Genomic DNA, 14,349 nt, shown 5'->3' on the forward strand with positions numbered 1-14,349 from the left:
TTAGTTAAACAGCTCTGGATGAATAGCAGCAGCAATATCCTGTAAGCCGTCGACTAAGCGCGGACCTACTCGAACAAGTGGATCGTTATTAACCATTACTAAGCGATCATTCTTCACTGCATCAACCACATCCCAGCCAGGTCGACTCATAATACCTGCTAGAATTGAGCTTTGCTCCTCTCCAAAATCAGGGAATATAATAACATCAGGATTTTTTGCAATAATGGCTTCTCCGTCAATTTCGTACCAGCCTGGCTGTTCAGCAGCAATATTGATACCACCAGCAATCGTTACAAGATCGTCAAGAAAAGTCGCGTTGCCTACAGTCCAGCCCGGTGAAAACTCTAAATATACGTTGCGTTTATCAGCCTCTGCAACCTTTGCTTGAATATCAGCCTTAACCTGCTTCATATGGTCGGCTACAGCCTGTGCTTCTGCTTGCTTATTTAATAATACCCCTACCTGTTCGATATGAGCAACTGTTTCATCATAAGTAACAGGATTGGAGGAATAGACCGTAATTCCAAGCTCTCTAAGCTTTCCAATCGCTTCTGTATTCATGCCATCGTTCGCTAACACAAGGTCAGGATTGAGGGCAACGACCGCCTCAATGTTCGTACTCATATCGCCAACTTTTGCGATATTTGCCGTTTCCTCTGGGTAGTTGCTAAATTCATCAACGCCGACAACGATGTCCCCAGCACCTACTGCAAATGCAATTTCTGTCTCACTTGGAACTAGCGATACAATGGCTTCCGGCTGCTCCTCAATGACAACCTCTTGACCCGTAATATCTGTAACCGTTAGTGGGTAAGCCGTTGCTTGATCAGCATCTTCAGCTGCATCTTCTTCCGCTGCTTGCTCGTTCGAGCTTGCAGTGTCTTCCGTTTGAGTATTGACGTTTGATGAATTATTCTCTGTAGCATTATTATCGTTGCCACATGCTGAAAGCAACAGCACCATACATAATAATAACGTAACCCATTGTAGCAATGTCTTCTTTTGTAGCATCTTCTCTTCTCCTCTGCTTCTCTTACTCTACGTATTTCAACACAACAATCTTCCCCTTTGTTTATGCACTACTACTGGTGCATTTAAACAAAAAAAGCGCCTCCATGTTGGAGACACTGCGAACCAACCATTTCGCTCGAAATGATTGCAACTAGCTGCCCAACACCTCCTAAATCCTCGTAGGATATGCTTGTACCAACTTAGGCAGGTCTCCTGACTTCGATGTTCAGCTCAGCAGCCTTCCCAGCTTTCGCCAGTGGCTTCTTGCTTCGCCTGATACGTTCGTATCCATCTTTACAGTGGCGGGTCCGTGCCGGAATTACACCGGCTTCCCTTTTCATCTATACTGTGTCTACCTGAAAACAAGTGAAACACTATAGCATAGAACCTAAGTCTAATATGAAATTGTACTATATAACTATACACATTCCATTTGTTGCTGTCTATGGAGGAATACTGAACAAGTTCATGCGCATATAGCTAATGTTGACAATTGTTCGACAAAAGGGGGATCTATATATGGAAAACACCCGTCGCAAGACATCTCCTCTGCTTATCCTGCTTGCGCTCATCTTAGCTATCGGTGTCCTCTACTCATGGTCCGCCCGTTCGAATGACACCGCAGTATTCGCTGAAGCTTCAGATCATATTACGATAGGGGATATTGATATTGACCTTGTTTCAACTACCTCGACGCACTATGCGCTTCAAGAAAGTGAGTTTATGCTGCAAATCACTTCAGCAACTCAGGTAGAGCTCATTGATCCTGTCATAAAGCTCGAAATGCTGCACATGGATTGTGGCATCGTATCATCGAGTTTGTCTGCTGACTCTGATACCAGTTATCGTGTAGCAGCAGCTCCTTTAATGCCTGGCAAGTGGGTAGCTACTGCCAGCTTTCAGCTTGAGGGTCAACCAGATGAGATACTGCAGCTTTACTATCCGTTCGAGGTGCTTTAATCCTCTTCATCAGTCGTGCTTACAACGCTTGTTCATCGATAAAATAAGAAGCAAGCCATGATTGATTGACCAATCATGGCTTGCTTCTATATGATGGTACCTTGCTACTTTGTCAACATCACCGTTCTCGTTTCCTTATCAAAGCCAATGAATAGACCTAGCGCGTTGCTCACCTCACGCAATGGATATAGGGCCGGGTAATTTCCGTCAGGCTTAATGATGCTAGTAAACGTTACAAGCTTACCGTTAAGAAGCATCGTGTGGTCGGTAATTTCAACTGGCTTCGGTTTAAGTACTGATAGCAGCTCTTCTGCCGTTTGATCGGAGCGCCCTGCATTGATACGATAGCCTAGCTTATCGTCTGCCGTATTCATACCAGCCTGTATCGTAAAGGCTGTACGAATATCGAGGCTATCAATGATATTCAGCAGACGTTCATTGTATGCACCGTACGGGAAGGCGATGACCGATAGCGTATTACCTAGCTCCTCCTGCAGTCGCTGCTCAGCCTTGCTTAGATCATCCGTAACTCTTGCGATATACTCTTCGTCAGTTTCCATTCGATCATCTTCAGCTCTATAGAGATTGCTTATCGTTACAGGAAGCTCAATGCCTTCTCCATTCACTGCCCCAAAGGCATGCATGTCGTACGTATGATTGTGGAAAGCGATGTCTTGCTCCTTCATCTCTCGCATCTGCTCCCAGCTTAGCTTTTTTATTCCTGGAAGGCTCGGATCATCAACGCCAGACACGATTACAAAATTAACCGCAGCGTATCCGAATTCCTTCAGTATAGGAAACGCGTACGTATAGAAGTTCTCATAGCCATCATCGAATGTAATTAATACAGCATTGTCAGGCACCTCCGCAGCTTCATGAATAAATGCATCATACTGTTCAATCGATATAGGTGTGAAGCCTTCCTCCTTCAGCCACTGCATATGCTCGCGGAATTGTTTTGCTGAGATGATGCTGGCATCGGTCGGCTCCTCCATAATGGCATGGTACATCAACACTGCCACCTGATTACGATAATAAACGCCCATATCTAACTCCTCTAACTGTTCCGCATCAGGCTGAAGCCCACTCTCATCGTTCTCAGTAGTCACTTTCGGCTTCTCTATGCTCGCTCCAAGTGTTTCTGTTATAAATGAAGCGGGTACATACATCGTATTCTTTTTTTCTACTAAGCCGGAGTTTTCAATTTCTACCCCATTTAATAATAAGGTTGGTTCAACTGCTGCAGTTGTTGCTGTGCTGCTTGAACATGCAGCTGCGAATGTAAGCATTGTAAAAAGTATTATTGCTTTCAATGAATGAGATAATGTCTTCAACGATAACGCCTCCATATTGTTTTAGTTCTTGCTCAGTATAGCGAGCAAAACTTAATATCGAAGGCTAGAAATGCTTAACATTTCCTTAAGAAATCCACATATTTTCTAAACAATGTGCGACTACACAAACAAAAAGATGACTCTAACAGAATCAGAGTCATCTTGTAGGCTTATCGTATTCGTATTCATTTAATTTTCTGTTCCTTAATGCTTCTCTACGTAAAGCGGAAAGCTCAACAGGAAGGCGGTACGATGCGTATCACTTTCCGCTCGTATCGTGCCCTCGTGTAGCTCGACAATGCTTCTCGCAATCGCTAGCCCTAGCCCTGTGCCACCTGTTTCTAGCGATCTAGACTTATCCAATCGATAGAATCGATCGAAGATAAATGGCAAATCCGTTGCAGGTATCGGGTTTCCATAATTAGCAATCGTTACGACAGCGTGCGCCTCATCAGCTCGGAGCGTTACATCGACGTACTTCCCATCCTTCCCGTATTGCATTGCGTTATGAATAATATTAGCAAAGGCTCGTACAAGCAATGCACCATCCGCAGTAATGGTTACCCGCTGCTTCTCAATCATTAAACGACCCATAAGCCCAGCCTTCTGCAAGGAAGGTTCATATTCCTCCATTAGCTGGTGGAGGAAATCGTCAAGTGCCAACGGCTCCCGTGCTAGCGGCATCCCGTTATTCATTCGTGTATATTCAAACAAATCATCAATAAGATGCTTCAAATGCTCAGCCTTACTGTACGCTATGTCGACATAATGCATCATCTCTACCTCGTCACGGTAATGCTCATCCTTAATGACCTCCAAAAAACCTAAAATGGAGGTCAAAGGCGTCCGTAAGTCATGAGAAACGCCGGTGATCAAGTCATTTTTACTTTGCTCGGTTCTGCGCTCCTCTTCCATGAGCTGTTTAAGCTGCTGTGCCATAAGATTAATATTTAGAGCTACTTCACCGAGCTTATGATTCTCATTTACAGGTATCGTATGCTCCAGCTTTCCTTCAGCAATGAATCGCAGACCATCAACGATTTCATTAATGTATCGATTCAGCCCATCTGCTGCTTCGTGAACGTGTTGAGAGATAACGGCGATTTCATCATAGGAACCATGCTGAGCGCTAAGCTGAAAGTCGCCTTTGCTCATTTGCTTAAGATCAGCCTGCACCTGTAGCAATTGTGTAATGACCGAACGGGTAAATAAAATATAGCAGGTGATAAAGAGTGATCCGCCAATTATGCATAATATAACGGTGGAGCCAAGTGTATTGATCCCCCATTTAATAGGTCCGCTGAACGGCTCTCTATCAATTAAGCTTGAAGCAAGCGTAGCCGTTACAAACAACACAATACCCGTTATGAGGGCACTTAGCAGCATCGCTAGCAGCAGCTTCCAACGTACCGAGAATATCCAGCGCTTAGTCATCATCGCTCACCTGCATATCACCTTTAAGCTTATATCCTATGCCCCATACGGTCTGTATGTAGCGCGGCTTTTGCGGATCAGCCTCCAGCTTTTCTCTAAGCTTGCGGATATGTACCATCACTGTATTTTTCGATTCCATAAAGGGATCCTGCCAGACATGCTCATAGATTTGATCCATACTAAGCACCTTTCCAGCATGCTGAGCAAGCAATAACAATATGGCAAATTCACGCGGCGTAAGCTTGACGACCTCATCATCAATCGTTACAACGTGGGAAGCGCGATTAATGACTAATTGATCGATACGTATCTCATCCTCATTATTTTTTCTCGGTGTCTGGAAGTGATTAACGCGTCGCAATTGCGCCTTAATTCTCGCGACAAGCTCCAGAGGACTGAATGGCTTCGTTACATAATCATCTGCACCAACACTAAGTCCTGAAATTTTATCAATATCTTGACTTTTTGCCGACAGCATAATGATTGGTATATGGTTCTTCTCGCGAATTCGCATACATGCCTCGATCCCGTCCATCTTTGGCATCATCACATCCAGCACAATGAGATCTACTACATTTCTCTCGAGCTGCTCCAATGCCTCAAGCCCGTTGCTCGCCTTAAGCAGCTTATAGTTTTCATTCTTAAAGTATATTTCCATTAGCTTAATAATCTCGTATTCATCGTCAACCATCAGTATTGTAGCAACGGCCATCGTTAAACCTCACTTCATCTCATCATAATTATTTCTAGCAGACTATCAATAATAGTTTATAGATTTTGTCGAGAACTGGCAAATTTATGTATAATTATTCGTAAGTAACGAATCAGTTTCATAATAATCATTTCACCCATACGAGCGAACATGGTAGAATGTGTTTAGGGAAGGAGGCAAACCTATCTAATGACAACAGACGTGAATGAAAACCAAGACAAGAAAATCGAAGAAGCTAAAAAGCTGATCTCAACGATCTACTCTCGATCACTTAAAATGCTGCAATTGGAATTTGAAAGCTTCCAAGTTGAGGGAAGAATTATGAATCATCCGGGCTTTGGCCCATTGTTTGCCTATCAGCTAAAGGATAATGATTCGGATAAGCAGTACGCTTGTGGATTCTTAATGAATGAAATGCTGGAAAAGCATAAGGATGCCGCTCGCGCACAGCAATGGCTTGCTTCCTTTTTTATCGATATGATCGATGAGCAGGTCAGCAAACCGCTGCCTACACCGCCACAAAGCCAAGAGGAAAGTAAAAAGCTGTTTGATCAGCAGATTATGCCTCATTGCGCCTCATCCGTCCGTGAAGAATTCAATACGGAAAAGCTATATATTAATATTAGCGTGCATGAAAAGGTTGGACCTGTGCTTGAAGCGGGCTTTCCTTCGATCAAGGATGGCAACAACGTGTGCGCAATGCCGATTCAATATTTGTTGACACTGTATTTGTTGAATCGTGATCCGGCAGAGCCGCTCGTTAACGGACTATATCTTATACGTGAGCAGCATGGGTTAGATTAATCACTTTCGCGACTCATCCGTTGTACATGCTGTCAGTCACAGCTTGTACGCTTTAGTTCTTGCATATGCTTTATTAAGCTCAAACGAGCAACTAACAAAATGTCATTGCAATAAAAAAGCGCTAGCTGTAAGCAATTAGGGAGTTCATCACTATCCCGTGCTTTGAGCTTGCGCTTTTTTTGTTGATAAACATGAATCCAGCCTGCTTATTGATACTTAGGCAGCCAGCTTCCATGCGCTTCAATTAATTCATCACATAACGCCACAATATCGTCCATTGACAGCTCAGCAGACGTATGTGGATCTAGCAGAGCAGCATGATAGATATGCTCTTTTTTCAGTGTCATCGCTGCTTCAATCGTAAGCAGCTGCGTATTAATGTTCGTACGATTCAATGCAGCTAGCTGTGGAGGCAAATCCCCAACATAGGTTGGATGTACGCCATTGGCGTCAACTAAACATGGAACCTCTACACATGCTTCCTTCGGCAGGTTCGTAATAAGACCTGTGTTCATCACATTACCACCAATTTTAAATGGCCTATCATTCTCGATCGCATCAAAAATGTAGGAAGCATACTCATGCGTACGCTCGTGCCCTAGACTTGCTGATGCCATAATTTCATCCCGCTTACGCTGCCAATCCTCGATTTGCGCAATGCAGCGGCGAGGGTACTCATCGAGCGGGATATTAAAACGATCAATGAGCTCTGGATACTTTGATTTAATAAAGTATGGGTGGTACTCCGCGTTATGCTCGCTTGATTCGGTTACATAATAGCCGAACTTGTCCATAAGCTCGAAGCGTACCATATCATAATGCTTTTCCTTTTGCTTTTCTTTGGCAAGCGCTTTAATTGTAGGGTATAGATCCTGCCCATCCTTCGTAATTTCCAGCAGCCATGCCATATGATTAATTCCAGCGATTTTTGACTTCACGCCTTTATTTTCAATGCCGAGATGAGATAACAGATCCTTCACGCATACTTGTACACTATGACATAAGCCAACTGTATTGACCCCGCCATACGTGTTCATCACATTCGTTAACACCGCCATAGGATTCGTGTAGTTAATGAACAACGCATCTGGACACACCTCTTGAATATCCCTAGCAAAATCAAGCATAACAGGAATCGTTCGCAGGTTGCGAAATATTCCGCCGATCCCTACCGTATCGGCAATCGTTTGACGTAAGCCGTATTTTTTAGGAATCTCAAAATCTGTAATCGTACAAGGATCATAGCCACCTACCTGAATCGCATTGACGACATATTTGGCACCACGCAGCGCCTCTTTACGATCAGCATAGGCAACAATTCGGCAGCTGCTGCCGACCGTTTCCTTCACGTTGTTCAGGATAAGCTCTGATTCCTTAAGTCGAACAGGATCAATATCAAAAATTGCCAATTCAAACTGCTGCAAGGACGGCACAAGCATACAATCACCTAGTACATTTTTTGCAAATATTGTACTACCTGCACCGAGGAATGTAATTTTGGACACGTATCATCTCTCCTTCTCAAGCTCTTGATTTACTTGAATTTATTAAGATCGAACACTTATAATATACTTGCTCGCAAGCAATAAGCCTATAGATAATTACAAGCAAATTCATGGACAAATGTTGCATTATATTGAAAGGAGAGCAACGATGTCGGAAAAACTAGAGTATATTGCGATTCATACCTCGTTCGATCCTCAGGTCGATGAGATCTTGTTCGCAGGACAATCACAAACGGATCCACTGCACTATATGGGACCGCTCATTCATTCTCATTATATTGTCCACTACGTTATCTCAGGTAAAGGCAGCGCAACGATGCGAGGCGTTACCTATCAGCTCTCAGAGGGGGATAGCTTTTTTATCTTTCCAGATGAATCCGTACGTTATCAAGCCGATCAAGACGAGCCTTGGCGCTACTGCTGGGTTGGCTTTAGAGGAAGCCGCTTCAAGCCTATGCTGCAGGCATGTCGCATTACAGCTGAGCAGCCCATTATACGAAGCATCCCCTTTACGGAGGTGAGCGAGTATTTCGAGCAAATTCGTCAACAGCTTGCAGTGAGCAGCCTGCCTGCTGCACTGCAAGCTTCAGCTCATCTGCAGCTGTTGCTAGCTCGTTACAGCGAGGAAAGAGAGCAGCAGCTCCCGATGCGTTCACGCAAATCACCAGCTCAGCTCGCTATCGATGAGGTCGTTGCTTACATAGATTTTAATTATCCGCTTCCACTAACAATTACGGAGCTAGCTGAACGAGCAGGTTATCATCGCAGTCATTTATCGAAGCTTTTTAGACAAATACACGGTATGTCACCGCTAGCGTATCTCATCAAAGTAAGGCTAGAGCAAGCCCAGCTGCTGCTTGCTCAGCAAATTCCCGTCCACCAGGCTGCACAGGCTGTTGGCTTTCATGATGCACTATACTTTTCCAAATTATTTAAGCGCCAGGTCGGTATGACCCCATCACAATATCAGGCTGCCCATCGATAAGTGCGTTAGCATACTAATAAGATTAATTCCGATTACCAAAGCCAATGATGGATCGATGGAATCACGTGGTTGGCAGCCAAGCCTTTCATAATCGCTAATATGCCAATGATAATGGCTGCCCCATTACCGATCTTAAACATCACTCTGCGCCACTGCTTCGTTGCGATTGCGGAGATCGATGCGGTCAGCGCAAGTGCTGGCAATGTGCCTAGTGAAAAAACGAGCATCGTCAGTCCACCTGCATACCATGTGCCAGTTGAAGCTGCCTGCATTCCCATAGCATACGTTAAGCCACAAGGCAAAAATCCAAATGCGATACCTGTCATTAATATGTATACTCGCTCGCCGCCGCGAAGGTATTGAACGACCTTAATTAATCTTGCATGTACATGAGCTGAGACCGTCTCAAGCTGAGGGATCTGAATCTTTCGCCATACCCACAGCAGAAGCATACAGCCACCAACGATTGAAGCTACCCCCTTGATCCCGCTCCAGTCTCCTGCCACCTCAATAAAGCTGCCAATGATGCCTAGCACGATGCCAAACAGCGTATACGAGAAGCCGCGTCCTATGTGATATAGCAGATTCGTTTTCAGGGCTGATAGCTTCGATTGCAGCGTTACCGCTGTTATAATACCGCCGCACATGCCGATACAATGCGCAGCACTCATTAAACCAGTAACGAACACGAGAATGAGACTACTTAATGTCATGCTCAGATCCCTCCAACTTATTCAAGCGAGGATGCAGCAGCAATGCATTAAACACAACGCATAGGGAGCTGAGAGACATCGCAACGCCAGCCATCCATGGCTTAAGATAACCTAATGCAGCAACGGGCAGCATGAGGCAGTTATACATCAAAGCAAAGAGCAGATTCTGCTTTATATTTTTAACAGTAAGGCGACTCATTTGAATCGATACAGGAATGCTCGTCAGCTTTGAATGCAGCAAGGTCATATGTCCAGCATGCAGCGCAGCCTCCGTGCCGTTACTCATCGCAATACCGATATGTGCTCCTGCTAGTGCTGGTGCATCGTTCCAGCCATCCCCTACCATGGCTACAACACGATTGCGTTCCTGCTTCTGCTTTATTAACTCGAGCTTTTGATCGGGGAGCAAGTTAGCATGCATATGTGCGATGCCCGTTTCTTGACCAATACGGTAAGCAGAGCCCTCATGATCGCCAGTCGCCATGCTCACATCAATCTTCATTCTTTTCAGAGCATTGATTGCCGGGATCGTTGTACTTTTAATCTGATCGGACAAGCCAATCAGTCCAATGCACCGGTCATCCTCATAGATATAGCATAGTGTCTCTCCGAGCTTAAAGCGTTCCTTAGCGATGATCGATACATAGGGCGCTAGCACCTTCCCTTCAAGCTTTAACAAGCGCTCATTCCCTACCATATATCGATGCTCTCCGATTATCCCTACAACGCCATGTCCGAGCTTATGCTCAGCGTCGCTCACCTCGTACAATTTAACGTTTAGCTCTTCTCCGTAGCTCCTTATCGCTTGCGCAATAGGATGCTCTGCATATTGCTCTAATGCAGCTGCGATCGCGATCATTTTTTGCTTTGAATAATAGAAGCTATGCACGAATCCAACACTTAATCTGCCCTCCGTCAACGTACCTGTCTTATCGAACATGACCTCTGCTACATGATGCAGCCGCTCAATAATGCTAGCGTCCTTCACAATGACGCCATGCTTCACTAGACGACCGCTTGCGATCGCAAGTGAGATCGGAGCGGCTAAGCCGAGTGCGCAAGGACACGCAACGAGTAGAACAGCAAGGGCACTTAATACAGCAGTCGCTTCGCTTGCGCCAAGCAGTATCCACATCGCCGCAGTGCTAACAGCTAGTACGACAATGATGGGAACAAACCACCGCACGACTTGATCCACCTGACGCTGTATATTAGTTTTCGAGCGTCGACCTTGCTTAACCAGCTCACGAATCCGCTGCAGCAAGGTGTCATTACCCGCTGTTATTGCTTGAATCACTAAAGCACCTTGACTAATTGTCGTACCTGCCCAAACCTTATCACCAGCTGATTTGCTTATTAGCTGCTGCTCACCTGTGAGCAGCGATTCATCTATATAAGCCTCACCTGCAAGAATCATTCCGTCGACTCCAACAATATCTCCCTCTGATTGTCGAACACGATCACCAGCGACAATATAAGCCGGACGCAGCGGGAATATATGTCCATCACGCTCCACCATTACCTCATGTATCTGAAGCTGTGCAAAGGGCTCATGCTGCTCCTGCAGCCTTAGCGTAGCTGAAAGCTCAATATATTTACCAAGCAATACAACGGTTATAACAACGGCTGACGTCTCAAAATACAGTGAAGGCTGATCGAACCTCGCATAATGCAGCAAACCATCCAATCCATTGGCAAACACCTCGTAATGACTATAGATATAAGCTGCCGAAGTACCAATCACAACGAGCACATCCATATTAGCTAGCTTCTCTCGAATGGCATGATAGGCACTAATATAGAAGGGTAAGCCGATAAAAAATTGAACACAGGTCGCTAGTAGCAGCTGCAGCCAAGGGGCAAATAGCCAATCAGGAAATAACGTCAATAAAGGACTCAGCATCGGTATATGCTCGGCCATCGAACACAATAGCGGCAAGGTAAAGATGATCGCAAGGATCAGACGCTTTTGAAGCATCTTTTTCTCCTGCTTCATCTCATCAATTGCTGCTGTATATGGCTTTGCTTGAAATCCAAGCGATATAATTTTTGCTATAATTTGACTTAGCTCTAGCTTAGCTGGATCGCCCTTTATCCATGCAGTACGCAGCGGATAGCTTACTGCTACCTGCTCTACATCCTGCAGCTTCGATAAGCTACGTTCGATTCTAGTCGCGCATGCCGAACAGCTCATCCCACTAACGGAGAGCACCAGCTCGTTTTCATTCCATTCATTTTGCTGCTGCATATTAACCCTCCTTTACTTCCGAACGAACAAGGATCATTTACTTATATGCGCTAGGACGGCTTGCTAGTCCACATTTACTTAGGTAGCGGACATAATTGCAATAAAAAAAGCAGGAGCTCTAAGAAAAGAGCTTCTGCTTTTTACTTTTGATCACGACCAGTTGATTGCCATCTGTTGGATAGGTCTTTACGCCACTAATCTCGTTCGTAGATGGAGCCGCTTCTGCTTGCGAACAATTCCGTGTAAACCTTCTCCGCGTAATGATCGGTCATCCCCGCCATGTAATCTGCGATTAATCGATGCCACGGGTACTTTTGCTTATGCAGATCATAGGTTTCAATCCAGTCGGGCGGCAGGATTAATCTCCCTGTCGCTTCATCCTCTAGGCTTTCCCACAGCTTTCGCAGCATATTCTCACTACGCTTCTGCAGACGCTGCACACGAAAATCTTTAATCATCGTCACCCAAGCAAGCTTCTTCAAGATTTCCATCGTTCGAAGCGTATTGACGTCCTCTGCGCCATCCTTTACGAAGGTAATCTTCTTCCAGCCGCTATGATGCGGATCATCGATAATGCCAACAAGCGAGGCGAAGTAATTCACCCACTGAGCCTTCATTTCTCGACGTGAACGAGAGGTTTCTCGTCCAAACTGCTCATAGATGCTTTTCCACTGCTTATAGTAATCTCCTAGCACATTGCTGACCATCTCTCGCACGTCGATGTTAGACCAGTGCAATGAGCACATGCTTGCAGGATCCTCTACAATTTCTTTTACAACACTGTCAATACGTCTGGAATCAAGTAAAAAATCCTCGGTCAGCTGGATTTTACCGGCGCGAATTCCATCCTCAATATCATGTGTTGAGTAGGCGATATCATCACACAAATCCATTAGCTGTGCCTCAAGCGTGCGGCAGCCTTTTGGCATCTGCCATAAATCGCGCAAATAGCTAATGCCTTCCCACTCGCTTGCATAAACACCCTTAATCTGCCCATCCTTACCGAGCTGTGTCGGATACTTGTTCACCGCCAGCAAGGAAGCTGCGGTTAGATCTAGTCCTCGATCACTGCCCGCGCGCTTTTCCAAAAACATTAGTATACGAAAATTTTGTGCATTTCCTTCATAGTAATCATCATACCGTGTCCGTAAAATATCGTTCAGAACTTCCTCTCCGCGATGACCAAACGGAGGGTGACCTAGGTCATGAGCAAGTGCAGCAATTTCGACGACCTCTGGTACAAGCTTTAATCCGGGATGTATTTCTTGATTCAAGAATGCATACTGCTTGCCCAGCTTGCGCGATAACTCGCGTGCGATTTGGGACACTTCTATTGAATGCGTTAAGCGCGTGCGATAGTAATCACCTGAGCCTGCACCAAACACTTGTGATTTGCCCTGCATTCTGCGAAAGGCAGGGGATTGTATAAGCCGAGCATAGTCCTTTTCGTATTCTTCTCGATCTTCACTTGATTTTATATGCTCGCGATCATTAAGCCGATACTTTCGAATACTCTTCATGATGCGCTCTCCTCTCTAGGCTGTCATGTCATTACATATCCAGCTTCTTAATCCATTGCTCCAGCGCAGCATCATACGTTTGTATGAATTCCTCACGCGCAGGCTGCTCGAGAAATATCGATTCAACTGCGTTCCGTTGAAGCTGAACAATATCCTCCGTCGTCAGTCCGCATTGCTGCTGAAGCGTAAGCAGCTCCTTCGTTAAGGATGTATGAGAAACCGTTAAATTATCGGTATTAACGGTTACTTTAATTCCTTTGTTCATATAGTCAACAATCGGGTACAGCTCCCAAGCTGTCACCGCCTTTGTCTGCAAATTACTAATTGGACAGAACTCTAATGGAATGCCGCGCTCAACCATCTGCTGTAAAAGATGCGAGTCCTCCTGTAGCCGTACACCATGCCCAATACGTGTTGCTCCAAGCTTGAGGACGGAGGTTTCGATATTCTGCGCACCTCCTGCTTCACCTGCATGGATCGTTATCGGAATACCAAGCTGCTGTGCACGAACGAAGACTGGAGCATACAGCTCAGGAGGATACAATGCTTCAGCGCCTGCGAGATCAACAGCAACAAGCCCTTTATGTAAATATGCTTGAGCCGCTTCTACGACTTCCATGTTTTGCTCCTCTGAGTGCCCACGAAGACAGATACCGATGCAGCGCACGATAACGCCAAACTGCTTCTCTCCTCGATTCATGCCTCGAATGACCGCTTCATATACGTCATCGATCAATAGACCTCCAAGACGATGCAGCTGCGGGGCAAACCGTACCTCGACGTAGCGAACATGATCGCTAGCGCATTGGTCAACAACCTCATAGGCAACACGCTCGAGCGCTTCTGCCGTTTGCAGGTAGGGCAATACGACATCGAAGGTGCGTAAGTAATCATTCAGATCCAAGCAAGTCTCTGGCGCCCGCATTAGACTAGACAGCTCCTCAATCGCTGTCGTTGGCAGCTCTTTTCCTTGTTCAGCCGCCAATTCCATTAAGGTCTGTGGCAGCACACTACCGTCAAGATGAAGGTGTAGCTCAATTTTCGGCATTGATTTCAGTTGTTCATTCGTTAATGTCAATGTATCTCACTCTCTTTCAGAAAGTTCCAGCTTTTGTATATGATT

At 45.3% G+C, this 14,349-nt stretch carries 12 protein-coding genes and 1 riboswitch; of the genes, 3 read left to right on the forward strand and 9 right to left on the reverse strand.

Annotated elements, in window-relative coordinates:
• Positions 1-1,011, reverse strand: a complete 1,011-nt coding sequence (locus NSQ99_RS11210) for an ABC transporter substrate-binding protein (protein WP_340836637.1) — start codon at positions 1,009-1,011, stop codon at positions 1-3.
• Between the two features lie 197 nt (positions 1,012-1,208).
• Positions 1,209-1,405, reverse strand: a riboswitch (cobalamin riboswitch).
• A 125-nt stretch (positions 1,406-1,530) separates the two neighbouring features.
• Here NSQ99_RS11210 and NSQ99_RS11215 point away from each other — a divergent pair.
• Entirely contained in the window at positions 1,531-1,971 is a 441-nt protein-coding gene (locus tag NSQ99_RS11215) for a hypothetical protein (protein ID WP_251665384.1), read from the forward strand.
• Between the two features lie 104 nt (positions 1,972-2,075).
• On the opposite strand, the gene NSQ99_RS11220 is transcribed toward NSQ99_RS11215, so the two are convergent.
• The 3 genes from NSQ99_RS11220 to NSQ99_RS11230 form a co-directional block, all read right to left on the reverse strand.
• Entirely contained in the window at positions 2,076-3,305 is a 1,230-nt protein-coding gene (locus NSQ99_RS11220; RefSeq protein ID WP_340836639.1) for a polysaccharide deacetylase family protein, read from the reverse strand.
• A gap of 204 nt (positions 3,306-3,509) precedes the next feature.
• Positions 3,510-4,742: a sensor histidine kinase gene (locus NSQ99_RS11225; protein WP_340836641.1), complete on the reverse strand. Its 1,233-nt coding sequence runs from the start codon at positions 4,740-4,742 to the stop codon at positions 3,510-3,512.
• A complete protein-coding gene (locus tag NSQ99_RS11230; protein ID WP_340836642.1) occupies positions 4,732-5,451 on the reverse strand; it encodes a response regulator transcription factor in 720 nt (239 codons plus the stop codon). The genes NSQ99_RS11225 and NSQ99_RS11230 overlap by 11 nt, the downstream gene beginning before the upstream one ends.
• A gap of 189 nt (positions 5,452-5,640) precedes the next feature.
• Between NSQ99_RS11230 and NSQ99_RS11235 the strand changes: the two genes are divergently transcribed.
• The gene (locus NSQ99_RS11235; protein WP_251665387.1) at positions 5,641-6,255 is read left to right on the forward strand and encodes a hypothetical protein; all 615 of its coding nucleotides are present in this window, start codon (positions 5,641-5,643) and stop codon (positions 6,253-6,255) included.
• 206 nt (positions 6,256-6,461) lie between these two features.
• On the opposite strand, the gene NSQ99_RS11240 is transcribed toward NSQ99_RS11235, so the two are convergent.
• Entirely contained in the window at positions 6,462-7,760 is a 1,299-nt protein-coding gene (locus NSQ99_RS11240) for an alpha-glucosidase/alpha-galactosidase (RefSeq protein WP_340836644.1), read from the reverse strand.
• Between the two features lie 148 nt (positions 7,761-7,908).
• On the opposite strand from NSQ99_RS11240, the gene NSQ99_RS11245 reads away from it, so the two are divergent.
• Positions 7,909-8,745, forward strand: coding sequence for an AraC family transcriptional regulator (locus tag NSQ99_RS11245; RefSeq protein WP_340836645.1), 837 nt, complete (start codon positions 7,909-7,911; stop codon positions 8,743-8,745).
• A gap of 32 nt (positions 8,746-8,777) precedes the next feature.
• Here NSQ99_RS11245 and NSQ99_RS11250 read toward each other — a convergent pair whose 3' ends face one another.
• The 4 genes from NSQ99_RS11250 to add form a co-directional block, all read right to left on the reverse strand.
• The gene (locus NSQ99_RS11250; RefSeq protein ID WP_340836647.1) at positions 8,778-9,458 is read right to left on the reverse strand and encodes a sulfite exporter TauE/SafE family protein; all 681 of its coding nucleotides are present in this window, start codon (positions 9,456-9,458) and stop codon (positions 8,778-8,780) included.
• Complete coding sequence (locus tag NSQ99_RS11255) at positions 9,445-11,706, reverse strand: heavy metal translocating P-type ATPase (protein WP_340836649.1); 2,262 nt, start codon at positions 11,704-11,706, stop codon at positions 9,445-9,447. Before NSQ99_RS11255 ends, NSQ99_RS11250 begins: the two co-directional genes overlap by 14 nt.
• Before the next feature lie 194 nt (positions 11,707-11,900).
• On the reverse strand, positions 11,901-13,226 hold the full coding sequence (locus NSQ99_RS11260) for a deoxyguanosinetriphosphate triphosphohydrolase family protein (protein ID WP_340836651.1): 1,326 nt from the start codon (positions 13,224-13,226) through the stop codon (positions 11,901-11,903).
• A gap of 31 nt (positions 13,227-13,257) precedes the next feature.
• Positions 13,258-14,304 carry an adenosine deaminase gene (add, locus tag NSQ99_RS11265; RefSeq protein WP_340836653.1) on the reverse strand — a complete coding sequence of 349 codons (1,047 nt, stop codon included), beginning with the start codon at positions 14,302-14,304 and terminating at the stop codon, positions 13,258-13,260.
• Between the last annotated feature and the right edge of the window lie 45 nt (positions 14,305-14,349).

Source organism: Paenibacillus sp. FSL W7-1287, assembly GCF_038004245.1.
Taxonomy (GTDB): domain Bacteria; phylum Bacillota; class Bacilli; order Paenibacillales; family Paenibacillaceae; genus Pristimantibacillus; species Pristimantibacillus camelliae.

Bases quoted from the DNA above. Each gene is read 5' to 3' on its own strand.
- NSQ99_RS11235 (WP_251665387.1), top strand. From the start codon at position 5,641: ATGACAACAGACGTGAATGAAAACCAAGACAAGAAAATCGAAGAAGCT.
- NSQ99_RS11245 (WP_340836645.1), top strand. From the start codon at position 7,909: ATGTCGGAAAAACTAGAGTATATTGCGATTCATACCTCGTTCGATCCT.
- NSQ99_RS11260 (WP_340836651.1), bottom strand. From the start codon at position 13,226: ATGAAGAGTATTCGAAAGTATCGGCTTAATGATCGCGAGCATATAAAA.
- NSQ99_RS11225 (WP_340836641.1), bottom strand. From the start codon at position 4,742: ATGATGACTAAGCGCTGGATATTCTCGGTACGTTGGAAGCTGCTGCTA.
- NSQ99_RS11210 (WP_340836637.1), bottom strand. From the start codon at position 1,011: ATGCTACAAAAGAAGACATTGCTACAATGGGTTACGTTATTATTATGT.
- NSQ99_RS11250 (WP_340836647.1), bottom strand. From the start codon at position 9,458: ATGACATTAAGTAGTCTCATTCTCGTGTTCGTTACTGGTTTAATGAGT.
- NSQ99_RS11230 (WP_340836642.1), bottom strand. From the start codon at position 5,451: ATGGCCGTTGCTACAATACTGATGGTTGACGATGAATACGAGATTATT.
- NSQ99_RS11255 (WP_340836649.1), bottom strand. From the start codon at position 11,706: ATGCAGCAGCAAAATGAATGGAATGAAAACGAGCTGGTGCTCTCCGTT.
- NSQ99_RS11215 (WP_251665384.1), top strand. From the start codon at position 1,531: ATGGAAAACACCCGTCGCAAGACATCTCCTCTGCTTATCCTGCTTGCG.